We start from the raw sequence: 22968 nt of genomic DNA, 5'->3' as shown, positions 1-22968 counted from the left end.
CTTGCGTGGACGGCGGGCTCAAGACCGTGTCGCCCACGGCTCCAATCATCGCCCTCTAAGGCTGTCTTACGCGGATCGCGGTCGTCGAAAACGGTTGCGACACTTTGCCGGGCCTTGCCATGATCTTTACGATTATGCAAATTCTCCAACATTGCTAAGCGCGCAAGCCTCGCACTGAATCGAACCAGACGCTCTGTTCTTGCGGCTGCACGCCGACTGAACGCCGCGCCCGCGCTTAGGAGCCTTGCCGAATGACGAAGATCCACATCGATCTTGTTGGCAATGAGATTGCCGATTTGACGACCTTTTTCGAAGAGACGGGAAACGTCGTTGCGGCATGGCGAGCTTACAGCCTAGCACGCCAACACTCGCGCGCCGTGCCGAATGCAATCCAGTCAGAGGTTGATCGCTTCGCGGCAGGCCTTGCGGTTGTCGCCGAACAAGCCATGCGGGCCGGAGTTGACGTGGCGAATCCCCTGACATTTCGGCCCGAAGAGCTTGGTGCAGTCTGGCGAGGCGACGGGAAAGCCGACCCGGTCGGAGCGCTTCAACGGGACTGGCGGAACGTGTCCATTGGCGCAGCGGTTGCCCGCCAAATCGAAAACGGAAAGAAGGTCGGCGCCGCTATCGAAGCTGTCGCGGAATCGTTGCCGTACCTCAACAGCGAGACAGTACGAAAGGCTTGGCAGAAGTTTCAGCGCAACGGATAGCGACGGACCATCCGTCGATTTGGGGTAAGGTCCGTCGGCTTCCTTTTACCTCGCAATCGAGTGGTAATTCTCGATACCTCTTGAGCCACCATCCAGTCTCAAGAGGTGTAGAATGAGACAACTGATCAAATCCGAAACCGTGCGGGAACGGCTGGACATGCCGAAGGCGACTTTCGAGCGGCACGTCAAGCAGCGAACCCAGGGGATGCCTGCGCCGATTTATATCGGCCGCGCGCGCTACTTCGATGCGGCGGAGATCGAGGCGTGGCTTACGAGCCTGGCGGCGGCCGGTTCTAACGATCGCGCGCCCGAGCGCTCGGCGTGAAAGCGATCTCGGCTTAGCCAGACCAGCCACCACCGCCACCGACCGATCCGAACACCGAATCCGCTGGCAAGGCAGCCAGCGAATGCGCCGACGCGCGCCTTCGCGTCAGATCGAGAAAGAAGCATCACCTTGAACATCAACGATTTCGAGATTGGCTCCCCCGAACATGCTCTCGCGCTCGCAGACCACCTTGAAGGCCGAGAGGAATCGACCCTGGGTCCGAGCGACATCGACCTTTGTGTAAAGGCGCTTCGCGGCCCTGTCCGTGCCCGTCGCACCCGCCCCTTCCGCAAGATTTCTGCCGATGAGCCGATCACAATCGATCTGCTCGAACGCTGCCTGGACCGGCTTGCCCTCGCCATGAAGCGAGCACCCCAGGGCGGTAAGGTTTACCTGCCGCTATCGGAGCGGCTCGAAGCCGAGATCGAGGCACGAAAGGCGAGCGAGAGGGATGCGCTCTGCGAACGGCAAGCGCATCCCAAGATCATCGCGCATTGGTCAAACTGGCCGGATGCTGGGATTGGCATCGCCACCGGCTTTAGCGGCATTGTCGCGATCGATATCGACGACGATGCCCTGATTGATCCGATCCTCGCCGTGCTCCCGCCGGTCATGGTCGCCAAAAGGGGGCGCAAGGGGTTGACCGCGTTCATGCGTGCCGCCGAGCCGTTGCCGTCGAAGAACTACCGCACCGCCGACAGGCGCGGCTTGCTCGACTTTCTGCGCGATGGAAAGCAATCGGTCCTACCGCCTAGCTGCCATCCTGACACGGGCCGTCCTTACGGGTGGGCCACCGAACGGACGCTGCTCGATACCCCCCTTGCTGATCTTCCTGCGCTCACGCGCAAGCACGTCACGGCGATGGAGGATATCCTTCGCGCCTACGGCTGGGACGCTCACGAGCACCCGGAACGACGTGGCGAGGCTATTGAGCGGCCCGCGCGGAGCGCGACGGCCGACGACATGCTGTGGCATGACGATGTGAATACGGTGGCGCTCTCGAACTTGGCCACCTGGGCTCCTGCGCTTTTGCCGGGGGGGCGCTGGCGCGGGCCGACGTACCGGGTGGTCGCACCTTGGCGTCCGTCCGGCTCGGGCCGCGAGATGTCGAAGCGCAATCCGAACCTGTCGTTTCATCCGAGCGGCATTCAGGACTTCGGCAGCATGGAGACCTTCACGCCGATCAGGGTAGTCGCCAAGGCGCGCGAGATCAGTTACGGCGAGGCGCGCGACTGGCTCCGCGACAAGCTCGGCCTCCCTGACGTGCCGCTAATCCATTTGCGCAATGGCACGTCGGCATCGGCGGTGGTGCCGAGCTATCCAGACCAGCGTGTCCCCCTTGACGAGGCAACCGCGCGTCTTCAGACGCTAACCGGTCCCGAGCTTGCCAACGCCATTTTGAACGGCATCGCTGTTCGGAATCAGGCGGCACTCAAACCGCCGCTGATCCTGCCGGTGCATCCGGTCACGGCGGTGCGGTCGGAAGCGGGTATCGGTAAAACCCACGCCGCGCGGGAGGGTGCCGCGAAGCAAGCTAGGCTCGGCCGTCGTATCGCCTATGTCGTGCCGCGCCACGATCTTGCGGAACAGATCGCGGCGGACTTCGCACCGGATTGTGTCAAGGCCGAAGTCTATCGCGGCTATGAACGCCCCGACCCGCTCGCGCCCGAGCATCTCATGTGCCGCAACATCCCGGCCCATAAAGCCGCGCGTGACCTTGGCGTCAGCATCCGGGACTCCGTGTGCGAGCGCCGGATCGACAACGAGATTATCCGGTGCCCGCTTGCGAAGGCGTGCGGCATGGAACGCCAGCGCGAGGCGCGTCCGTCCGTATGGGTTGTTCCGGCGGCTTTGCTGTACACGAAGCGACCGGACTTCATTTTCCCGCCCGACGCGGTCGTGATCGACGAATCGTTCATTGACGGCGCAATCGGCGATCCGGTGAAGGTCGATGTCGCGGCGCTGCTCGGATCAAAGATCGAAGGCTGTAGCGACGAAGACCACGACGCGGTTGAGCGATTGCGCCACCGCCTTGCCGCCGCGATCAAGGCGAACGGCGACGGCCCGTTGACCCGCGCCGCGCTGATCGACCACGGGATTGACGCCGAAGTCGCCAACGCGGTCGGTTGGCTAGAGCAACGCCGCGTCACTTCCACGATCTTGCGCCCCGACATGCGGGAAAGCGAACTCAAGACCGCCGCCTATCGCCATGCGGCCCGGAACAAGCTTGCGCGGGACGCCGGGACGCTTTGGCGGGAGATCGCGATCTTTCTTGAGGAATGGAAGATCGAGTCCACCATTGGCGGCCGATCGCAATCGGGGCGCATTACGGTCGAGGACGGCAAGGTGTCTGTGACGCCGCTGCGGACGGTGCATCCTTCATGGCGCGATGCGCCGACGCTGGTTCTCGACGCCACCGCGCCGCCGGCTTCGCTGATTGCGATTGCGCTTGGTGAAATCCAAGCCCCCGACCTTCCGCCGGTGGTGACCGAACAGCCGGTTGTTGCCGCCAAGTGGCCGGATCACGTTCGGGTGCGGCAGATCATCGGCGCCCCGGTCAGCATGTCGAAGCTAGGCTTATGGGAGGCGCCCAAGCCGCGCAACGTGCTGGACGTTGTCCGGTTCGTTCGGCTCCGGGCTGCCTTGGCCGCGCCCTCCCAGATCGGTGTCGTCACCTACAAGGGCGTGCTTGACCAGATCGCCGGGCAGCTTCCGGCCAACGTAATCGCTCGGCACTTTGGGGCACTCGCCGGCATGAACGACATGCAAGACGTTGCCGGGCTGATCGTGATCGGGCGTCCCGCCCCCAGGCGGTCCGCCGTTGAAGCCTTGGCGTCGGTCTTCGCTGGGCGTCCGGTATCCGGTGGCGAAGGTCACTTCTTCGATAAACATCTAGGCAGTATCCAGCTTGCTGACGGCTCCATCGTCGCGACTACGATTGATCGCCACCCTGAGCCGATTGCGGAGGCGCTGCGCTGGCGGATCACCGTGGGCGAACTGCTTCAGGCGGTTGGTCGATTGCGCCCCCACCGGCGCTCCGAACCGTGCTGGCTCGATATTGTGTGCGACGTGCCGCTGCCGGTCACCGTTCATGAAGTGACGCGGTGGGATGGGGTGGCCCCTGGAGCGACTGCCGACATGGCGGCGGAAGGCGTGATTCTTAAGAACAGCCGGGACGCCGGGTCGACGTTCGGCATCAAAGAATGGAGCGCCAGAGGAGTCGGTGGTTTCTCTATAGAGTCTCTTATTAGAGATTCCACCGACTCCTCCCCCGTCCGCAAGTTCACCTACCAGAAGGCAGGTCCGGGCCAGAAGCGTTACACCGGCTTCTATCTCCCTGGTGTCTTGCCGGGCGGCATCCCCGCCCTCCGCGGGTGGTTGGAGGACCGGTTGGGGCCGCTGGCCGGCCTTGAGGTTGAGCGGATGCCGTCTCGCGCCACCTTCGCCAAGATCGGTCGGGAGACGGCAGGTCGCTTGGAGTTCGTAAACGCACTTCCACCGGCACTGGAATCGATCGCGGCGTTCTTTGACGACCTCCAACAGAACACGTAGGGTCTTCGACCATGGACCTCCAAGAGCGGATTGCCCGCATCGACCGGGCGCAGGAAGAGACCCGCCAATTCGCAGCCGAACAGGACGCCCTAGTCGCAAAGGATGCTCGGACGCTCTGGCTGTTCCCTCTGGGTGGGATGGTCATTGGCGCAGCTCTGTTCGGGGCCGGCATGGTATTCGCGAAGCTGATCAGGGCGTGACCTCGACCTTATCTGTCGCCCGCTGGCAAGTTCTAGAGGGCACGCTCACGTGCATCGAAGCCGCCTGACGCGCCCGAAGGCCGGACCAACCATCTATCTTTAAGTGAAACCAAATCGAGTCCCCCGCGCAGGGCCTCGGAGGGGGGGGCCGATTCAGGGTACTCAAACTGCCAATGCTGACTGAGGCGAAGGAGGTAGTTGATGCCCAAGCGTAAGGACCGACTGTTGGTGCGGATCGGCGATCAGATCGAAGGGGTCGCCGAAGGGCCTTTGGCGATCTTGGCCTTGATCATCCTGATGGCAATCGTGGTGTGGAAGTTGAACTGGCCTTTTCCCGGAGGTCTCTGACATGCGTTGCAGCAAATGCCGTAGCCAAGAGACCACGAAAAACGGAGTCGTTCGCGGTACTCAGCGATACCGCTGCACGGCCTGTGGCTTCAACTTCACGCAAGAGCATCCGAAAGGGTGGCCCGCGTTATCCAAGCTTCTCATAGTAGTGAGCTACTGCTTCGGAGACTCGATTTCTGATCTCGCAGAGCAATCAGGGGCGACCGCCAACAGCGTGTCTAGATGGATTGAGGAGGCCCGTGAAGCGACCTTCGGCGAACATGAACTGCCGGGTTGGGTTCGAGAAGCGCTCTTCGAGACGGTCAGCTTCGAGATTAAGGCGACGAAGCGTCGCCCGACCGAAAAAGAGGTCATCGAACTCTTCGCCGAGCAGCTTCTTTGGCTGACCGAGTGTGTCGCCCAAAGGCGGGCCACGGATGGCAAGTTTGAGCCGAACTATGCAGCGCTGGGCTGGATCGATGGGAGCCGCAATCCCACCGATGCAGAGATTTCCGGCCTGCTCACCAAGCGCATTCGCGAAATCGAACGCAATGTCAGAGGGGCAGACGAGCAAGGTCCGGCGAATAGCTGATCAACCCGTCAAGGCGACCTGCTCGCAGCGATGGATCGGCCCGTAACTGCCTGGCTCGATGCCTCGAAGCGTCGGCTGTCGAGTGTGGTCCAGGAGCGGCTTGGCGCAGCGAAAACCCCGATACCCCAAGCCGACAGTCTCAGCTACGGCTAGATGAGTGGTTGGCCCGGCTTAAGGCCAAGGTCAGCCAAGCGCTTAGGATCATCTCCGACATAAATGTCCAACAAGATCATAACGGTGGCCAGAACATCGTGAAATCGATTCCGAGGTCCCGGACCTTGATGATTGTCTTGGATTATGTTCGTTGGGTTTCTCGGATCGATGAGCCTTAGCTCATCACACAGCGCTTTCACTTCAGGTGTTTCGAAGGTCAGGGGGACTTTGCCGTGCGCAAAGGCATTCCTGATATCCCGAATGATATCGAGGTTTCTCCGAGTGACCTTGCCGACGATCTTAAACGCATGAAGCAGTGCAATCTTCCGTGAGAAAGCGCCGGCTGGCCCATGGCTATCGAAAAACGTTTCACGCTCCTTCGACGACAAATGCGAAATCTGGACTGTCAGGACCTTATCGATCGCATTCTCAAGAAGCGACGACACGAGCAAGCAATACCCACGGTCATTCCCCGTCGCACTCATCTCCTTATTGAGTTCTGTATGGTAGGTGCTATCTGGAGCAAGGTTCGACAGTGCTTTCAAGTCTGTCCTTTTTGACACGAGATCATCATCCTGTTCCATGTGGAATGCCCATTGCGGTTGGCATGATTGCCAAATGACTCAACGGCTGCCCCAGCGTCATTAGTCGGCAATGAAAGGGATGACTGACTTGCGGATTGTTGTTCGCATGCCCACCGTGCCCTGCAAAGCATCGATTGCCGCCAGCTAACGGTGGTCCGTAGCCCATATCGACTTGCTCTCGATTGTCCCTTTCAACCCTGTCGCAGTAGTGTAGTGGAACCACGTCATATCCGCCCTCGCGCATTCTCTTTCCCGTTCGGCATTAGCAAACCCAAATGGGCGCGCATAGACGTTGAGCCCGTGATCGGCGGCGCGGGGACGCTGGATCACCCCCACGTAGGTTCTGGGACCCCCCAAGCGGATGACGCGCGCCCCCTCAACCTTCCTAAACACAAGTTGTTGCTTATAACTGCTGATGAAGGTGAAAGCGGCGCCTAGCAAACATCGCAACCTTTCGTGCTGATGGGCGCACTTAAGGGCCGCCCTCTGGGATACTTGCCGCAACGCCCTCAACCTGCTTTTCAAGCTCGTGGGCTTCTGCGATTCCCACTGCGACCAGTTGGCCAAAAACGCGGTCTATACGGGCCCTTTGTGGATGGGCAGGTCCCAAGAGGGCTGGGTCCTCAACCATGGCGGCCTCAAACCACCCGACCACCTTCCGACCGATTCCCAAAGTACTCCAGAGACCGGTATCGGACGGCATTCGCTCAAACCATGCCTCGACGGCCGCGAGTAAAAAATTCAAGTGCCTTGCCCGTGGCGCGACCATCAACATGTTCATCGTGCACAAGGCTACGAAGCTCGTCGGCCCTCCCGGCAAGAGTCGACGTATCGGATCAAGTAATGGGTCCAGCCTATCGGCGACCGCCGGTACGAGATAGCTGTGCGTACCCTGGAACGGATCATGTGTATTAAGGAGGACTTTCGCGACGAGGCCTCCCGTATCATAGTCGATCGATAGGTCCCCGGGCGCATAGTTGTACTGCCAACGCCTCAACGACATCGCTCGGGTCGCTATCCGCGTGCGCAACTCCACAGGCACTTTTGGCGCTCGCGATGGCTGGTTGAAGTAGAGGACATCGGCGGCATGCAGGAGTGTCTCAGCCACATGGCAGAAAGACTTGTCCGGGAGATTCGTGACCTGCCTCATAAGCTCATCAAAGTAATGCAGGTCCCCATCCAGCAACGCCTCAGCAAATAGCGCATAAAACACTGCGTTCCATTCGCTCGGCAAATGATCCACCTCGGCGTTCGCGGGCAGCCCTAAGCCGTTTATCCCACTGCTCCAGCCCGAGTAGGCCGTAACGATCTCGGTAGCCCACCCCAGGCTCTTAGCGGCCGGCTCGTTGATGAGCCGAAGCCAATTCGCCGCTGACTGGCTTTCGAGATGAATCTCTGCGCCGCCTTCGGCTCCTTCCTCGGCAGAGCCCTCGTCGAGCTCTCGCTCCGTTTCTCCCGGAGCTCGAATCCGATACAAGTTTTTTAAGATCGGCTTCTCGTCTGGAAAAGCCGGCCACGCCGGCTCCACCCCATCATCAAGCCAATCGATCTCGGCAGCTACAGCTGCCCTTGTGGTTGCGTCGCGCTCCTCCTCGAAGCGCTTCTGCACGGTATCGTCCTCATCGTAGGGATGCCAACGCCAAACGCGTCCAGTCAATCCCGCGCGCATTGCTGCCTTGAGTAGTCTGGCGTCCTTGCCCACAATCATGGAAACTGCTGCGGCAAATGCCGGCACGGCAGCCCCATCTCTGCGCGCGGCAATCAAAACCAACGCGTCGCGATCTGCTTTTAGATTTCGCCTGCGCCAGAGATTGAGGAGTGCGAGGGTCCCGAGCGCCGGACCGTTATATCGCAGGTTCTCGCGGGAGCCGGAATAGCGGTCAACTTCCTCCGCTAGCGCCAGTCTAATGACTTCCCGCACCCATACCTCATGTGCATCAAGAAGGTCATCGGCACCATCACGAGCGACAAGAAGCGCGGTTGCGATTAATCGGGTCGATCGAGATTTCAATGAGTCAGTATCACTACCGTCCGGCAGCATGCCGCTGGCATGCTCGACGGCGTCCCGCGCCGTCTCTGGCGTCGCATGCTCCGTGCCATCGACAGCGAGCGAAATGCGTGCTTCCATCTCGCGTTCACGCACTAGGCGCATTCGGCGGGCATTGAGCCTCTCAAGGTGCGCGGCTTCAGCCGGTGGCGATCGATAAATATGGCCTCCTTCAATCTTCTCCCAATTCTCGATATTCAGAACGTTCTGCGCGTAGCGCCCCATGAACTCCGGGGTAGCGAAATCAGCATGTTCATCATACGGCTCAAGCAGTTCGACTGCAGCACGTAAACGATCTCTCAACTTATGCGCCTCGGTATCAGCGGAGAGGAAGTATTGCAGCACGTCCTCAAGCGAGGCATTGCGCGACGGCTTGGCCTGCAAGTCCGCAAGCGTCACAGTCCCAGAGGGCTCGTCGCCTATCACGAAGCTCCCCCGACCTATTCCATCAAGGGCCCGGCGCTGCCGTTCGATGGCGAGAAGCTCGGGGCAGGCGAGGAAGGGCACCAAGGCCGACCGCGTCGCCGGGAAATGGGATAGCAAAACATCTACGGCAACTAGTAGGTACGCCGCGCAACTACCAACAGGGCCGAGAACGTCCGAGAGAACCGCTTCAACTGGCTCTCCTGAGTCGAGACGACGATGCCCCCACGCCTCAAGTGCCTTGAGGCCAGAGGCTGCCGAATACTCGCGCGCTTGGTCACGGGACCAAAAATAGGTTTGAGTCCAGGGAAAGAAACGCGGACCGTCATCGAATACAACCGTGAACCCGTTCCTGCCGGCTTCTCTCGCGTCACTGTGAGATTCTACCGCTGCGCTCACGAGGCGCCGCACCAGCGCGAGTCCGTGCTCGGGCGACGCGAGCAGGAGATTCAAGAACGGCGGCTGAGCCGGCGAAGGCGGCAGGTAGTCGCTGTCGGCATAGCTGAAGGCCCGATCACCTGCTGCCCCATAACGAGACTTACGGCCTCGCCTTTCGATGAGGCTATTGACTATCAGATCGGCCAATTCAGCCGGAGCAGCCGAGACTAACGTTGTACTGAACTGCCGTACCGCCTTAACTTTGTAAGTGTCACGCTCCGGGTCGATTTCGTGGAGGTAGGCTTTGGCTTGGTCCGGCGAATGCACGGACAACAGAAGTGCCATAGTTCGGAGATCTTCAACCATTCGACCTCGAACGTCGCCGTCAAATCGTCCAGCGGTCGGATCGGTCGGCATCGTGACTTTCGCACTCCGCACGTCGAGTTGACGCAGCCATTTGAACAGCATGGTCGCGGTTGGCGATGCCAGCCGCGGCACCGCCAAGAGCAACTGCATCTGAATCTTGACAAGATTGACGACGGCATCGATCGCCTGGATCGGTATGTTATTCGCGTGGGTCAACACCCAATGAAGCAGCCTGTAACCCGATCCGGTCGTATTTGTGCGAAGCGACTTTGGGAGGGGATTGTCGGTCACAACCTGCATCGAGGCATAGAACTCGGCTGTCGATATAGTCTCCACGGCACCGATCGCCGTGACGAGTTCAACGAAGAGCCCGCCACCGCGCCTGAGCAACTCTTTGCTGACCGTATCCAGGAGGTCTTTGGCAACTTCGGAGCGAACTATCGCGAGTAGTCCGTGCCTCCGCCAAGAGCTATGCGCTCCCGCCGGAGACAATCTGTCGAGCAGGTTTAGCCATTGGGCGCCGTCGCTCGACGTCTCTAGAGCAAAACGCGCGGCAAACTCAATACCACGCGCGACTCGCGGCGAGGCCGGCACGGTAAGATCCACCCGCGAAAGCTTTGCGTGATCCTCGTGGATAAGATGTCCAATCGCCCAATCTCGCAGGACATCATGATAGAATCCAAATTGATCGCGACGGACTTCGGTAAGCGTCAGCGATCTGGTGAGATGCGAGCGAGCAGCAGAATCCTCAGTTAACTCCATGAGAGATCCGCCGGCTAAGCTGATCTCCGCGAGATTGGCGATAATGCGCTGGCCAGCCCTTACGGATACGCTGGCCGAGTTATCTGCGGTCGACCACCAATGACTCGCAAGCTCTGCCTCCGTCCGGATGTCGCCGGACGCCGGTGCTTTGAGAAGTCGCGATAGCCTATAGAGGTTGCGTGCGATATTGCCAGCTGGATGTCCCGGCGCGAGGATTGACCGCAGTTCGGGTGCTTTCTCTGTCAGAGCTTTCACCTCTTCGTCGGTTAGCTCGCCGACAGCAACGGAATGAACCCCGCCGAACGATTCAATCACATCGTCGGCCACCCAGTCCCCCGCACCGACATCGTCACTTGCGCGTGTAGTTGTGAGGACTAGGAAGCCTGGAATGACTGCGGCATCGCGCAGAAGCTCGTTAACGGTACGTTGCCGACCAAGATCGGCGAACATCTCCACGCTGTCGATGACGATCAGGCTACCACCACTGGCGGCCAAGTCGTTGAAGAAAGCTCTTGCTAAGCCGGGGACGCCTAACGCCTGTGCAAACCCGAGCCATCCTCCAGTTGGAGTCGAGACTGGATCGAGAACGATCAGTTGGCCCTCTCGCCCGAAACGCTCAGCTACCAGCCTCAGGACGCCAGATTTGCCAACGCCTGGTCCTCCGCGCAATTGTACGAATCTATGCCCATCGAATGCCTCGTTTACACCTGCGACCGCTTGATGACGGGAAAGGCTGATTCCCCCCACTGTTGTTCCAATGCCGGCGAGCGTCATCCTAGCCAAATCCGCCAACCGCGCGCGTGCCGATCGATAGTCTCGATCTCCGGCAAGACGGTAGCCGCGCTCCACAAGCTTTAAGCGCAGGTCCTCTCGGATGATCGAACCGCCAACTTTGCCGATGGCGATCGAAATCTCAATGAGGTCGCTCCAAAGGCTCTCCGAGCGCGAGACATCCTCATCCGCGAGCACCTGTCTCGCCAACGCCAGAGCATGGAGGCGCGCAAGGGGCGCCGTCGACTCGAAGTCGAATACGAGGATCGCGAAGCGCCGGATCAACCTCCAGATGACATCGTCATCATCGGCTACGCCCGCGGCGAGAAGGTTTGCCTTAAACGTTGCGACGAAAGTGCGCATCGGATCGCTTCCGATGCCCTTGGCCTCAATTCTCTCAAAGAAATCGCTGCTGCTTTCTGCCGCGCGTGCCCAGATCAGAACGTCCTGATAGGGGCCTGTGATAGACTTGCTCTGTCGTTGCGTCGCGACGGCCAGCAGATGCCTGTCCTCCGGCACGTTCCTCGCTCGGCTGCGAGCGACCTGCGCCACCACTTCTGCGAATGTCGCATCTTTTGGGGAGAAGGTGATATCCCGCTTGGACTGAATTTCCAACAGCGCGTCGCCGGCCGACCCAGCTCCTTCAAGGATCAGGTCATCCATTGCGAAGCCCTGATCGACACCTTGGAAGCGCACGCCGGTTACCGTCGCACCAGGCATTCCGCGAGCTTCTGTGCCGGCCAACATCGCCAAGAGATAGTAGGCAGTAGGCACCGAGCTCGCCCTCGATGTATACTCCAGCGCCGCCGCGGGAGGCTGGGCTGGACCCTCGCGCGCCATCCTTTTCCTCTGCCTCTGCCATAGGTTGAATGTGAGAGCCGGCTGACCGTCTGTCAATGGATCGGCACCCTTGGCTCGCACTGCTCCGACTGAGAGGCAACGCTCGGGACGATTCGTTTCGCGTCGTCAGCAATCTCTGGAGGCGGTGCGACAACGAGAGAGCCTGCTCACCTGACCAGTTAAGGCATGCAATTTAGTGAGCTTTGGGTCCTTCCAGGGGTCTCCCCCATGCGGGTGACGCGCGACCGCCCAATCTGGCTAGATATAAAATTTCAAACGTGGCTTTCTGTTCTCGAATGGGCTTCTGCCTCCAAACCAAGGGCATGCGCAGCGGCTACTGGATTGGGCTGTAGCGGAATAGCCCATTATCCCACCCTAAAGGCAGTTCAATCGCCTTCAGGATAACCGAATGCCCGCTACTGCTCCGCTGTATCCGCCCGATTTCCGTGCTGTGCCAATTTCATCGCCCGACCGGAAAAGACGCAAAAACCCGCGCACCGTTTCGATACCCGAGCGTGTCGGGCCGTTCGCGAGACTCGTCTTCGCCGAGATGGCCCGCCGGCGAGTGACTTACGACTCGCTGGAAGAGCGCAGCGGCGTGCGCAGGGCTACGCTGAAGGCGTGGAGAAAGAAGAACCGCCCCGGCCTGGAGAGCATTGAAGCGGCCCTGGCAACGCTCGGATTCGGCCTTGTCCCCGTCGCCGCACTCGAAGCGCTCCCGCCCGCACTAGCGGGCGAACTCACCGCGCTCGCCCTCAAGATGCGAATGAATATCCCGCAGACCTGGGCTGCTCTGATCGACATCTGCGTCGAGCAGAAGCTTCTCCGCATGCGAGCGGACGAGCGCGCCACCATTCTGGCCGAGCATGAATCGCGGCTCGCTGGCGTCCCGCCAACGACAACCAGAAGCGCCGCCGTAAAGCGGCTTAAGGGATACCAAAACGGTCCCGACGAACGCCTCTGATCTTCCCATATTGATCCCGTTGCTTGGTTCTCCTCCTCACCAAGTAATGGGTGAAACCGAGGCCGGCGCGTTTGGTCGCCAGATGCGCCGGCCAGCTTTTCAGATGGGATGTCATGTCCAAAGTTTTCCTTAGCCGCACTCAGGCCGCAAAGCAGATCGGCCGATGCGCGAAGACCCTCCGCAACCTGGCCAAACGTGGCGATGGCCCCCCGTTTCTGTTGATCGGTGACCGACCTGCTTATCCGGCCGATCAGCTTCAAGTGTGGCTCGCAAGCGGTGGAGATGTCGCATGACCCGCCGCGAGGAACTTATGCGCGCCGTCCAAGACGCGACGGCGACCTACGCCGCCGCAAAGGAGCGTCATACTTACGCGCGCAAGATGGCCGCGCTCGGCATGGGCGCCGATGTCTTCGGCACCTGCAATCTTGAGGCGCGCGCCTACTCGGAATGGCTCCGCGCGACCGACGCTCTTCAGAATTATCGAGGCTAATCCAATGAATATGATCGCCAAGCTCTTCGCCCCTAAGACTGCTATCACTTCCGCAACGATCCGCGCCGAGATCGAACGGGCTGAATCTGAAATCACTGCACATAGTGCCAAACTTGAGGGCGTGCTTGCCGGCATTGCCGTCATGAATGATAGCCAGCACGCGCAAGCTGAGGCCGACGCCGCAGCGATCAAGCGTGCAATCATGCGACTTGAAGCGCGCGCCAATCATCTGGCCGCCGAGCTTCCGAACGTGATCGCGGCTGAGGAAGCCGACGCAAAGGCCGCCGCCGCCGACGCATTGCGCCAGCGTGCAGAAGCCGCGCGGAAGGCGAACACTAAGGAAGCCGCCAAGCTGCTCGCGGACTACGCCGTCCACGCCGCTCGGGTTGCGGAGGTGATCGCGAGGCTCGAAGCGCTCGACATCGAAACGACGGCCGTGAACGCCGCACTGCGATCCAGTCCCGTCGCCGAGAATGTCGCGGGATACGACGAAATCCACCGAAGGAGTCCCGACCGCCCGGCCGGCGAGCGACGCGCGGTGCGGAAGTGCTGGGTCTATCGTTACCCCGGTTCCCCGCGCGATACGGACAAAGCCAAGTTTCAGTACGAGGACCCGCACGAAGTAGTTCGGCAGGCGGACGTCGGCCGTGACGGCAAGGCAATCCCGGTTTCGGCAGTCCAGCACGACTACTATGGTCGCGTGCTTACCATCATCCCCACGCTTGAAGATCGCGAGGTGGTTACTGAGCGCGTGTCCTTCCGCCCCGGCCAGAGCGAAGCACCGCTGTCATCGGTGCGGCTTCCGCCCGCGTTCTCAGGTGAAGACCACATTTGGCCGCGAGGGTAAATCACATGCCCGCGCCGGCAGAGATCATGCTGAACGTCCCCATCGAAATCGACGGGGAGCGCCACGACAAGCTTGCGGTAGCGTCATTCAACGCTATTACGAGCTTCAGAACCAACTCGCCCGAGCAGGTCATCCGCTCACTGGCGAAGGTGTACGCTGTTCCGAGAAAAGTCATTCGGCACCTCGAACCGGCCGACGCGCAACGCGCTGGGGATTTGGTCGTTGCGCTGCTCGACGAAGCTACGCGCTCGTTTAGGTAAGAAACGTGGCCCAAGAATTTTCCGTATTCGTCAATATCGGCGGTAAGGTCAATCCGAGCCTCGGCGCTGCCGTCAATGCCACGAAGGCGCAAGTCAACAGCTTGGCCGCGACGGTCGCAAAGATCGGGCAAACCGTCTCAGCGCCGTTCGTCGCCGCGCAAAAGCATATCAATGCGACGGCGAAAAAGTTGGAGCGGGTCCAGAGCAAAGGTCGCAACCTTACCATGGGCGTCACCGCGCCCACGGGCTTCGCTGCCATCGGCATGATCCGGAGCGCTCTTGAGCGCGACAGGGCTGGTAACTTCACCGAAGCTCTTGGTGGCGTCTCGCATTCCGAACGTCTCGAAATCGAGAAATTTGCCGACACGATCGCGGCAAGGTATGGGAGCGCGACGAACACCTTGAAGGCCTTCAATGAGATGCTGAAGGCCGGCTTCTCAGTGCCGAGCGCCAAGGGATCGATTGCTTCGATCCTCGAAGGCTCCATTGTCGGCGACATGCCGGCCGCCGAAGTTGCCGGTGCTGTGAGCAAGATCGTGACGCAATACGGGCTGAGCATGAGGACCGTTGAGGATGCGTCGGCCAGTAGCCGCCGCATCGCGGACAATCTGGCCTATGGCGCGAACGCAACCAGCGCTTCCATGAAAGATATGATGGAGGCTTATAAATTCGTCGGAAGCTCCGCATCGGCCGCAGGCGAGTCGATTGAGTCCACCAACGCGCTGATCATCGCCTTGAATAAGGCCGGTCAACTGGGCCCGGAAGCTGGCGTTGCGCTTCGCTCGGCATATGTGCGGCTGCTCAAGCCGACGAAGGAAGGCCGAGCAGCGATGGCACGCCTTGGTCTCGACTACGGCGACTATGTATCCGGGGGCATGCGAAGCGGCGCCGGTGTCACGGCCGGGCTGAGCGCCAACGGCTTCGACATGGCCGGTAGTGAGAAGGACATGGACGCGGCGCTGGCCAACAACGATGGAAACACTGAGAAGCAGCGCAAGGCAATCTATGACGCGGTCGTTGCGAGGTTCGGATCGGAAGCGGCAAAGGACCGCGAGTCCGTGCTGCAAGCGGTGGACGCCGCTTTCACGATGGCCGGCAGCAAGGTGGACCTCACGAAGCTCCTGATCGACCTGAAAAAGAAAGGCGCGACGCAAGGCGACCTCGCCCGCATCTTCGAGGGGCGGCAGTCGGTTCGCATGCTCTCCCTTCTGAAGGCTAATCTCGAAGGCATCCTCAAAGACATCAATACTAACGCCCCCGGCTATAGCGCGAAGACGTTCGATATCGCGAATCAGGGCTTGTCGAGAGCGGTCCGCGAGCTTGATGCCTCCTGGCAATCGCTCAGCAACACTCTGATCCAAGCGGTGCTGCCGGAGATCTCCACCGTCTTCAAGAGCTTATCCGAAGGGCTCAAGTCTATCGCGCGGGCGAACCCTACCGTGCTGCGGCTGGGCATCGGTCTTGCGGCGGCTGCGGCAGCAGCCGGTCCGCTGGCATTTGCGCTCGGCGCCGTCGGCCGTGTCGGTGCGTTCGCGCTGACCGCCTTGCTCACTCCCATTGGCTTGGTTGCGCGTGGCCTCGTTTCGCTCGCCGGTGTGACCGCAGGCGTCGGGGCAGTCGCTGTAGGCCGTCTGGCGGCGATGGCGCTAGGCTTCCGAATGCTGACCGCTCTCGGGGCAGCGGCGACGCTGACGGCTCTCGGCGGCTCTCTGCTGGCCCTGGGGCGTTCGATCCTGCTCTTTCCGCTGATGGCGCTGCGGGCCATCGGCCTCGCCATGTGGGCGCTGGTTGCCAACCCCGTCGGTCTGATCATCACGGCGTTGGTCGTCGCGCTGACGGCGCTGGGCGTGTGGGTCTACAACAATTGGGCGGGCATCAAAGAGTTCTTCGCCGGGTTCGGAGCGGGGTTCATAGCGGGCCTTGGCCCGGCTGGCCCCGCCGTGAAGGCGCTCGCCGATGGCCTTGGCACCGTCTACAACTGGCTGTCTCAGTTGCTCGGTCCGCTCGACGCGACCGGCGCGAAGTGGCGTGAGTGGGGCGAGACGGTCGGCGGCGTCGCTGCGGCGGGCGTACAAAAGGTCGTCTCGGCGATCCAAAGCCTGATTGGCTTCTTTGGCACGGCCATCGACAAGGCGATCAGCCTGGGCAGCGCCATCAAGGGCATCTTTAGCAGCGGCGATAGCGCGCCGGCTGGGGGCGCGGCCCCGGCGCCCATCGCTGGCGCCCGCGCCATGGGCGGCCCCGTGAGCTTCGGCAAGCCGTACCTTGTCGGCGAGAACGGCCCCGAGCTTTTCGTCCCCGGCATGTCCGGCCGCATCGAGTCGAATGACAAGCTGCGCAGCCTGACTTCTGACGGCGCTGCGGCTGTCGCCACTTCAAGCGAGAGTACGACGACCCGAGGACCTGTTACCATTCAGAATCACTGGACGATCAATGGAGCCGACGATCCCCGCGCCGTGGCCAATCAGATTGACAACCGATTCGCCGTGCTCATGCGCCAGCTTGAAAGCGAGCAACGCGGTCTCCTGAGTGACTGAGGGCCAGATCAGGGATGGACGCGAAGCCGGCTGAAAAACTGCGGGGTGACCGCTTGCGCCGCTTCCATCATGCGTTGATTGCGTCACGTACCCCGGATGGGGCGAATCGCGCGTTCGTCAGCGACACTGCCACTCGGTTGGTCGCCTGCCTTCCGGTAACCCGCCAGAACAGCCGGTTAATCTTCGGTCGTAGCCGGAATAGCGGCATAAAATCGCGGCATCAAAAATATCCGCCTGTATCAGCGATGCCCAAAATGGCTTGAGTTTAATGTATGCCGAGCTAGCTTATCGCCCATGGATCAAACGTTTGCTAACTCTTTCACAGCTGCCCGGCCTTTGAAGCACGCCAACGACAACGTGCCCATGGACACGGTCCTCACGACCGCGGACGTGATGGCTCGCCTGCGCGTCTCGCGCAAGACGCTCTACACCTTGGTCGCGAGGCATCTGCCGAACGCCGCGCGCGTGGGCCGCGACTATCGGTTCATCGAAGCTGACATCGTCACTATCTTCAATGGAATGAGGTCATCATGCGACTCTATTTGTGGCGGCGGGAGGATCACCACAGTTGGATCATCCGGGGGACGGACGCCCAAGGCAACGAAATCAGGCAATCTACAAAAACTACTAACAAAGCGGCGGCCGAAGGTCTCCGCGTCAAACTAGAGAAGGAACTGCTCGACGAACAGGTCCACGGTAAGAAGGCCGTGGTGACGTTCGATCAGGCGGCGGAGTCCTATTTGGAGAACGGCGGGTCGCCGCGCTTCCTTGGCACCTTCGATGAAGAGACCGGAAAATGGTCCGGCCTCATGTCGCACCTTATGGGCGTGCCGCTGAAGAACATCACGCAAGCGCAGATGAACGAGATCGGCAAGACGCTCTATCCGAACGTCCGGCCCGACACACTCAACCGCCAGCTATGGACACCCTTCATCGCGATTTGGTCCCATGCCGAGCGGATGGAGTGGGCACAGCCGAAGCGCTGGATCAGGCCGAAGAAACCGAAGGGGACGAACGTCGTGAGCTTCGGGCCGAAGCGCGTCGGCTCCTATCCAGTGCCCTACGGGATCGCCTGGGAGTTCATTAAGGGCCTGGGTGTCGCGAACGCAACAGTCTTCACGATCCTGTTCTACAGTGGCATGCGGCCGATCGAACTGTTCACCATGGACACGTCGCAGGTCAATGTGCCGAACCGCTGGATCACGCTGCCGAAGTCCAAGATCGGCGAGCCGCGCGGCGTCCCGATGCATGAGGCGCTTGTCCCGATGCTGACCGACATGGTCGAGAACCGACCGGGGCGGCTGGTTCGGACTTGGGAGAATGAGCCCTTCACGGTCTACGACGATAACGGCGGGCAGATGAAGAAGGGGATCGCCGCCGCCCGGCTGCGGACCCATATCTTCGACGTAGCGCCGTACACCGCCCGGCACACCGTCTCAACGCAGCTAGTGATTGAGGGCGTCCACCCGCACAAAAAAGATCAGATTCTCGGCCACGCAGCCGACGACATGAGTCGACATTACACACACGTCCCGCAGGATCCACTGATCGAGGCCATCAACAAGCTGCCGACCATTCAAGAATGGCTCGACCAGGATTGGATGCGCGAGCCGGTGAAGCTGGTCAGCCGCCGAGCAAAGACGCTGAAGAAGATCGAGCGCGAGGCCGGGATGCGCGCCTATGAAGACTGGCAGGCGCGCCGAGTAGCTTAACCAGCCCATTCCTGCGCTTTGAGCCCGTTGATTTACGGTCTGGCGGTGACCGATAGGCCCTACGGTTTCGATATATGCTTGTCAGGCAATCGCGAGGCGACGGCCACGAGCTTTTCCTTCGTGAATAGCTCCTCCCAATAGCCGAAAGCCTGGATGAACCATCGGGTCGCATCCTGCCGATGGTCGCCGTCAACGATCGTAAGGCTTACAATGAAGTCGCCGACCTTCACATGCCCAGCCGGTTCGATGACAGGAAGCCATTCCGCCAAAGCCGTTACGTCGGGATCGACGCTGTTCTTGCGCATATGCTTTGAGCCGTTTGCAATCTCTCGGCACACGTACAAAAATCGGCAGTCCCTTGCGACTGCTTCCTGAAAGTCTTCCAGACCCTTTCGAAGAGCGGTTTTGCTGCCTTCGGTAAAATTGAGCTGATAACGCCGAGCCAGTATCACCCGCATCTCCGGGCTCGATTGCCAAAGCCAGTCGGTGATGTGCCAAGCGGTAACCGCAGCATTCCATACGATGAACAGTGGTTCTGGAAACTCAGTACGCTTCGTCCAGACCGAAAGTGATGTTGAAAGACGGTCGATCTCCCACAACAGCTTTGACAGCATATGCTGCGGTTTGTTGAGGGCGAAGACGTTTTGAATATCGCTCGGTTTTGGCGCTTCCATTTTCACTCCGGTGCGGTGATTGGCGCGCACGTGCCGTGCGATTGATCAGACCACGGCTTTCTTCTTCGGCTTGGCTCGCGCAGAGCAGGATGACGGCTTTGCCGCGCCGGGTGAAGACGGAGCCGGTGAAGCTGGTCGGCCGCCGGGCGAAGACTTTGAAGAAGGCCGAGCGCGAAGCGGGCATAGCCGCCTTCGAGGCGGGGGCAGCGGCGCGTGTGGCCTAATTATGGCGGAACTCTGGTCGAGTCCGATTACAGGTGGTAAACTGCTTCGAATCGACTTCGGGATGCATTTGGAACTCAACTTATGGTAATAAACGAGTATCACCACACGTATTATTACGCTTTAAAAAATCATTCCAGGGGCCTTGTTGTTAAGTCATTGAATAACAAGATAAAAGCTTATGGCGCCCGAGAAAATTGGGATGCCCTGACGCTCTGCTCCATCGATATGGACGCGGTCGCTTTCGCCCGGACAGAGTGGCCGAAGTTCTATGGTCCGGAGACCCACAACGGGTTCCAAGTGAGCTGGGAACGGCTTTACTATAAGTTTGCTCACAGACCATCCTACTTTGACTTGGCTATATGGCAAACCATTGGTGGAACACGAGTTTTGCAAGGATTGGCCCTTGGCCAGCCCTCGAACGGTAAAACTCACTTGGTCGTTAACTGGGTAGAAAGATCATTCGCGCCAACCTACTTTAAGGGAGGCATTCTGCTTCCGATATTGGCGTGCGCCGAAGAGTATGCGAAACTGCTTGGGTCTGAGCGCGTTCTGGTAAAGGATGCGGTTGACCCGGCAAAGTACGGACGATACGGGTACTCGGAATATAAACTAGCGAAGGCAAGAGCCAGCTATCTGGCGAAGGAGTTGTGACATGGCAAATCTTGAGCAAGGGGCGCTGTCAGTCGAAACGACTGACTTGATGACCAAGGCTATCCAAGATGCCATGGCTCGCATCAAGGAAGTCCCGGCCGCCGCCAATCTAGTTGACCAGATTTCTAAGGAAGAGTGGCTGGAATGGGATGCCTCGAAGGAACTCGCGCTTGTGGCGGATTCTGACGGCCTCGAAGACGAATGCGACATGGACGAGTCGCCTATGGCTGCGTGAAACTAGCGCACGTTTGAATTGAAAGAGGCCCGCGTTGCGGGCCTTTTTTATTGCCTGTTCACCCGTGCAGGTGCTCAAGCTTCCTCAAGCCGCCCGTAGTTCGTTCACATGCTCGTTGTGTGTCACACACAGGAATGGCCGTGCATAGGCCGTGCATCGTGCATAACGCCGCCATAAGACATTGATATTTCTGGGTGAAAAAATAGACCCGCAGCCTTCACACGGGAGAGGTCCAAGGTTCGATCCCTTGTGCGCCTGACCTTGCCCCTCAGGCATAATCCAGTTTGAAGTTCGTTCTGGCCCGCAACGAGGACCAGAGCATGAAGCGCAGCCGCTTTACGGAAGAGCAGATCATCGGGATTTTGAAGGAGCACGAGGCTGGCGTTCCGGTCGCCGATCTGTGCCGCAAGCATGGCGTGAGCGACGCCAGCATTTACAAATGGAAGGCCAAGTTTGGTGGAATGGACGTCTCGGAGGCCAAGCGGCTGAAGACGCTGGAGGACGAGAACACGCGGCTGAAGCGGCTGCTGGCAGACGCCATGCTGGACAATGCCGCGCTGAAGGATCTCCTGGGAAAGAAGTGGTGACGCCCGCGGCGAAGCGGAAAGCTGTCGCACATCTCGTGGGCGTTCATGGGATGAGCGAACGGCGGGCGTGTAAAGCCATCGGCTGCTGCCGCATGACGGTCAGATATCAGACGAGCCGGGTCGATGATGCCGGGCTGCGGCAGCGCATGAGGGCGATCGCCCACGAGCGCCGCCGCTTCGGCTATCGTCGCCTGCACGTCCTGCTCAAGCGAGAGGGCTACCTGGTCAATCACAAGAAGCTGTTCCGACTGTACCGGGAGGAGCGGCTCACGGTGCGCCGCAGAGGTGGCCGCAAGCGCGCCCTCGGGACACGAGCGCCGATGACGGCGCCGCTGCTCCTGAATGATCGCTGGTCGCTCGACTTCGTGTCGGATCAGATGACCGATGGCCGGCGCTTCCGCATCCTGACCGTGGTCGACGACTGCACTCGCGAGTGCCTGGCGCTGGTGGCCGACACCTCACTCTCGGGCGCCCGGGTCGCTCGGGAGCTGGACCGGCTGGTCGCCGAGCGCGGCAAGCCCAGGATGGTGGTGAGCGACAACGGCAGCGAGCTCACCAGCAATGCCATCCTGAGATGGACCGATCAGAGCCGTGTCGCCTGGCACTACATCGCGCCAGGCAAACCCATGCAGAACGCCTTCATCGAGAGCTTCAACGGCCGCCTGCGGGATGAACTGCTGAACGAGACGCTCTTCACCTCGCTCGCCCAGGCCCGCGTCGCGCTCCAATGCTGGCGGACCGACTACAATGATGAACGACCGCACTCGCAGCTCGGGTGGAAAACGCCGTCCGAGTTCGCCGCAACCTTCAATCCGCGTCGGGATCTGACGCTGCGCTATGTCGAGAGCTCCGTGCCAGCTCCCGCCGCTACCACCGCCCGAATGGGCACATCCAACCGCCCGAACGAACTCAGACCTGGATAAAACTTGGGGGCAAGCTCACGCCCACCATTCTGCTAGATAATTCCCCACATTATTCTACCGAGTCCCTGGCGACATGCCCCAACTTCGCCGGGGCCCAATCTGGGCACACAATAATTTCCAGCGATCGGCGTCATTTTCGTCAACCTCAGGTCACGAGAGCGCACCTGCTGCACGAACGACCGGATTGGCTCGACAAGATGCTGAAGTGAGCGATTGGGGGCGCTGGGCTCGGATGAAGTTCGTCGGATTTTCACATCGAGTGTGTCTAGGCGTCTTCCTGGGCGACACACAGAGCTTGTGGCCGGTTGGCCGCCACGACCACGTTGGAACAGCAATGAAATAGCCCGATGCCCCTGCAAGCGCGTCGAGTCACTCGGGAAGAACTTTATCAGATAGTCTGGGACAAACCGCTGATCCGGCGAGCCGAAGAATTTGGTGTGACCGGAAGCGACATAGCCAGGTTTTGCAGGAGCTGAACGTGCCGTATCCTCCGCGAGCCGAAGCCTAACCTTCCGCATCTCTGTTCGAAGCCGCTGTCGAGCGGCTGGACTCGCTACCATCTGAGGCCGAGCAACGAGCGGCGAAAGCCGCTTGCCTTGGCCTCCTTGCGGCAGACATAACTCCCGGTCGTGCCCTCACCATATCGCTTCTGCCCCTGCGCATAATAGCGCCCGCGCCGGAAGTCGAGCCACACGACTTCGTCGTCCGGACAATGACGCTGTGCCTGCGCCTCGTAGCGAAATGGCGTCAGCGGAATTGCCATTGCGCTTTGCGTTCCGCACAGCGTTGCGAGCGCCAGCAGCGGGACAGTACGACGACTGAAACATCCCATG

General features: G+C 60.3%; 21 protein-coding genes and 1 pseudogene. 18 read left to right on the top strand and 4 right to left on the bottom strand.

The window, feature by feature from the left end; translation table 11 throughout:
• The first annotated feature begins 251 nt into the window (after window positions 1-251).
• The 6 genes from ACVIJ6_RS18085 (at window position 252) to ACVIJ6_RS18060 (ending at window position 5706) form a co-directional block, all read left to right on the top strand.
• Window positions 252-710 (top strand): hypothetical protein, encoded by a 459-nt coding sequence (locus ACVIJ6_RS18085; protein WP_456773788.1) that lies wholly within the window; start codon window positions 252-254, stop codon window positions 708-710.
• 112 nt (window positions 711-822) lie between these two features.
• Window positions 823-1035 (top strand): helix-turn-helix transcriptional regulator, encoded by a 213-nt coding sequence (locus ACVIJ6_RS18080; protein WP_456773787.1) that lies wholly within the window; start codon window positions 823-825, stop codon window positions 1033-1035.
• 129 nt (window positions 1036-1164) lie between these two features.
• Complete coding sequence (locus ACVIJ6_RS18075; protein WP_456773786.1) at window positions 1165-4587, top strand: bifunctional DNA primase/polymerase; 3423 nt, start codon at window positions 1165-1167, stop codon at window positions 4585-4587.
• A gap of 11 nt (window positions 4588-4598) precedes the next feature.
• Window positions 4599-4787, top strand: a complete 189-nt coding sequence (locus ACVIJ6_RS18070; protein WP_456773785.1) for a hypothetical protein — start codon at window positions 4599-4601, stop codon at window positions 4785-4787.
• 201 nt (window positions 4788-4988) lie between these two features.
• On the top strand, window positions 4989-5135 hold the full coding sequence (locus ACVIJ6_RS18065; protein WP_456773784.1) for a hypothetical protein: 147 nt from the start codon (window positions 4989-4991) through the stop codon (window positions 5133-5135).
• Between the two features lies 1 nt (window position 5136).
• Window positions 5137-5706: a transposase gene (locus tag ACVIJ6_RS18060; protein WP_456773783.1), complete on the top strand. Its 570-nt coding sequence runs from the start codon at window positions 5137-5139 to the stop codon at window positions 5704-5706.
• A 149-nt stretch (window positions 5707-5855) separates the two neighbouring features.
• Here the strand turns inward: ACVIJ6_RS18060 and ACVIJ6_RS18055 are convergent, their stop codons facing one another.
• Together ACVIJ6_RS18055 and ACVIJ6_RS18050 are read right to left on the bottom strand one after the other, a co-directional pair.
• A complete protein-coding gene (locus tag ACVIJ6_RS18055; protein WP_456773782.1) occupies window positions 5856-6443 on the bottom strand; it encodes a hypothetical protein in 588 nt (195 codons plus the stop codon).
• A gap of 472 nt (window positions 6444-6915) precedes the next feature.
• Window positions 6916-11910: a hypothetical protein gene (locus ACVIJ6_RS18050; protein WP_456773781.1), complete on the bottom strand. Its 4995-nt coding sequence runs from the start codon at window positions 11908-11910 to the stop codon at window positions 6916-6918.
• A gap of 529 nt (window positions 11911-12439) precedes the next feature.
• On the opposite strand from ACVIJ6_RS18050, the gene ACVIJ6_RS18045 reads away from it, so the two are divergent.
• The 7 genes from ACVIJ6_RS18045 (at window position 12440) to ACVIJ6_RS18015 (ending at window position 18840) form a co-directional block, all read left to right on the top strand.
• Window positions 12440-12994, top strand: a complete 555-nt coding sequence (locus ACVIJ6_RS18045) for a hypothetical protein (RefSeq protein WP_456773780.1) — start codon at window positions 12440-12442, stop codon at window positions 12992-12994.
• Between the two features lie 289 nt (window positions 12995-13283).
• On the top strand, window positions 13284-13484 hold the full coding sequence (locus ACVIJ6_RS18040; RefSeq protein WP_456773779.1) for a hypothetical protein: 201 nt from the start codon (window positions 13284-13286) through the stop codon (window positions 13482-13484).
• Between the two features lie 4 nt (window positions 13485-13488).
• Window positions 13489-14331, top strand: coding sequence for a hypothetical protein (locus ACVIJ6_RS18035; protein WP_456773778.1), 843 nt, complete (start codon window positions 13489-13491; stop codon window positions 14329-14331).
• Between the two features lie 5 nt (window positions 14332-14336).
• Window positions 14337-14591 (top strand): hypothetical protein, encoded by a 255-nt coding sequence (locus ACVIJ6_RS18030; RefSeq protein WP_456773777.1) that lies wholly within the window; start codon window positions 14337-14339, stop codon window positions 14589-14591.
• A 5-nt stretch (window positions 14592-14596) separates the two neighbouring features.
• Window positions 14597-17128, top strand: coding sequence for a phage tail tape measure protein (locus ACVIJ6_RS18025; protein ID WP_456773776.1), 2532 nt, complete (start codon window positions 14597-14599; stop codon window positions 17126-17128).
• Window positions 17129-17422: 294 nt separating this feature from the next.
• Window positions 17423-17794, top strand: coding sequence for a helix-turn-helix domain-containing protein (locus ACVIJ6_RS18020; RefSeq protein ID WP_456773775.1), 372 nt, complete (start codon window positions 17423-17425; stop codon window positions 17792-17794).
• Window positions 17701-18840 carry a tyrosine-type recombinase/integrase gene (locus ACVIJ6_RS18015; protein ID WP_456777018.1) on the top strand — a complete coding sequence of 380 codons (1140 nt, stop codon included), beginning with the start codon at window positions 17701-17703 and terminating at the stop codon, window positions 18838-18840. Before ACVIJ6_RS18020 ends, ACVIJ6_RS18015 begins: the two co-directional genes overlap by 94 nt.
• A 59-nt stretch (window positions 18841-18899) precedes the next feature.
• Here ACVIJ6_RS18015 and ACVIJ6_RS18010 read toward each other — a convergent pair whose 3' ends face one another.
• Window positions 18900-19514 (bottom strand): hypothetical protein, encoded by a 615-nt coding sequence (locus ACVIJ6_RS18010; RefSeq protein ID WP_456773774.1) that lies wholly within the window; start codon window positions 19512-19514, stop codon window positions 18900-18902.
• Between the two features lie 89 nt (window positions 19515-19603).
• On the opposite strand from ACVIJ6_RS18010, the gene ACVIJ6_RS18005 reads away from it, so the two are divergent.
• The 5 genes and pseudogenes from ACVIJ6_RS18005 (at window position 19604) to ACVIJ6_RS17985 (ending at window position 22135) form a co-directional block, all read left to right on the top strand.
• On the top strand, window positions 19604-19738 hold the full coding sequence (locus ACVIJ6_RS18005) for a hypothetical protein (protein WP_456773773.1): 135 nt from the start codon (window positions 19604-19606) through the stop codon (window positions 19736-19738).
• A gap of 82 nt (window positions 19739-19820) precedes the next feature.
• Complete coding sequence (locus ACVIJ6_RS18000; protein WP_456773772.1) at window positions 19821-20390, top strand: hypothetical protein; 570 nt, start codon at window positions 19821-19823, stop codon at window positions 20388-20390.
• A 1-nt stretch (window position 20391) separates the two neighbouring features.
• Window positions 20392-20625 carry a hypothetical protein gene (locus tag ACVIJ6_RS17995; protein ID WP_456773771.1) on the top strand — a complete coding sequence of 78 codons (234 nt, stop codon included), beginning with the start codon at window positions 20392-20394 and terminating at the stop codon, window positions 20623-20625.
• A gap of 320 nt (window positions 20626-20945) precedes the next feature.
• A pseudogene (locus ACVIJ6_RS17990) lies at window positions 20946-21098 on the top strand (transposase); the annotation flags it as partial.
• A complete protein-coding gene (locus ACVIJ6_RS17985) occupies window positions 21065-22135 on the top strand; it encodes an IS3 family transposase (protein WP_456773770.1) in 1071 nt (356 codons plus the stop codon). The pseudogene ACVIJ6_RS17990 and the gene ACVIJ6_RS17985, both read left to right, overlap by 34 nt.
• Window positions 22136-22688: 553 nt before the next feature.
• Here ACVIJ6_RS17985 and ACVIJ6_RS17980 read toward each other — a convergent pair.
• On the bottom strand, window positions 22689-22967 hold the full coding sequence (locus tag ACVIJ6_RS17980; RefSeq protein ID WP_456773769.1) for a hypothetical protein: 279 nt from the start codon (window positions 22965-22967) through the stop codon (window positions 22689-22691).
• Between the last annotated feature and the right edge of the window lies 1 nt (window position 22968).

This window comes from Bradyrhizobium sp. USDA 4369, from assembly GCF_054056435.1.
Note: the sequence above shows the minus strand (reverse complement) of the source record. Positions and strands in the feature narration are given on the sequence as shown.

What these genes read in the sequence shown, in the direction of transcription:
- ACVIJ6_RS18085 (WP_456773788.1), top strand. Translation starts at nt 252, where the DNA reads ATGACGAAGATCCACATCGATCTTGTTGGCAATGAGATTGCCGATTTG.
- ACVIJ6_RS18080 (WP_456773787.1), top strand. Translation starts at nt 823, where the DNA reads ATGAGACAACTGATCAAATCCGAAACCGTGCGGGAACGGCTGGACATG.
- ACVIJ6_RS18070 (WP_456773785.1), top strand. Translation starts at nt 4,599, where the DNA reads ATGGACCTCCAAGAGCGGATTGCCCGCATCGACCGGGCGCAGGAAGAG.
- ACVIJ6_RS18065 (WP_456773784.1), top strand. Translation starts at nt 4,989, where the DNA reads ATGCCCAAGCGTAAGGACCGACTGTTGGTGCGGATCGGCGATCAGATC.
- ACVIJ6_RS18060 (WP_456773783.1), top strand. Translation starts at nt 5,137, where the DNA reads ATGCGTTGCAGCAAATGCCGTAGCCAAGAGACCACGAAAAACGGAGTC.
- ACVIJ6_RS18055 (WP_456773782.1), bottom strand. Translation starts at nt 6,443, where the DNA reads ATGGAACAGGATGATGATCTCGTGTCAAAAAGGACAGACTTGAAAGCA.
- ACVIJ6_RS18050 (WP_456773781.1), bottom strand. Translation starts at nt 11,910, where the DNA reads ATGCCTGGTGCGACGGTAACCGGCGTGCGCTTCCAAGGTGTCGATCAG.
- ACVIJ6_RS18045 (WP_456773780.1), top strand. Translation starts at nt 12,440, where the DNA reads ATGCCCGCTACTGCTCCGCTGTATCCGCCCGATTTCCGTGCTGTGCCA.
- ACVIJ6_RS18040 (WP_456773779.1), top strand. Translation starts at nt 13,284, where the DNA reads ATGACCCGCCGCGAGGAACTTATGCGCGCCGTCCAAGACGCGACGGCG.
- ACVIJ6_RS18035 (WP_456773778.1), top strand. Translation starts at nt 13,489, where the DNA reads ATGAATATGATCGCCAAGCTCTTCGCCCCTAAGACTGCTATCACTTCC.
- ACVIJ6_RS18030 (WP_456773777.1), top strand. Translation starts at nt 14,337, where the DNA reads ATGCCCGCGCCGGCAGAGATCATGCTGAACGTCCCCATCGAAATCGAC.
- ACVIJ6_RS18020 (WP_456773775.1), top strand. Translation starts at nt 17,423, where the DNA reads ATGGATCAAACGTTTGCTAACTCTTTCACAGCTGCCCGGCCTTTGAAG.
- ACVIJ6_RS18010 (WP_456773774.1), bottom strand. Translation starts at nt 19,514, where the DNA reads ATGGAAGCGCCAAAACCGAGCGATATTCAAAACGTCTTCGCCCTCAAC.
- ACVIJ6_RS18005 (WP_456773773.1), top strand. Translation starts at nt 19,604, where the DNA reads ATGACGGCTTTGCCGCGCCGGGTGAAGACGGAGCCGGTGAAGCTGGTC.
- ACVIJ6_RS18000 (WP_456773772.1), top strand. Translation starts at nt 19,821, where the DNA reads ATGGTAATAAACGAGTATCACCACACGTATTATTACGCTTTAAAAAAT.
- ACVIJ6_RS17995 (WP_456773771.1), top strand. Translation starts at nt 20,392, where the DNA reads ATGGCAAATCTTGAGCAAGGGGCGCTGTCAGTCGAAACGACTGACTTG.
- ACVIJ6_RS17985 (WP_456773770.1), top strand. Translation starts at nt 21,065, where the DNA reads ATGGAAGGCCAAGTTTGGTGGAATGGACGTCTCGGAGGCCAAGCGGCT.
- ACVIJ6_RS17980 (WP_456773769.1), bottom strand. Translation starts at nt 22,967, where the DNA reads ATGGGATGTTTCAGTCGTCGTACTGTCCCGCTGCTGGCGCTCGCAACG.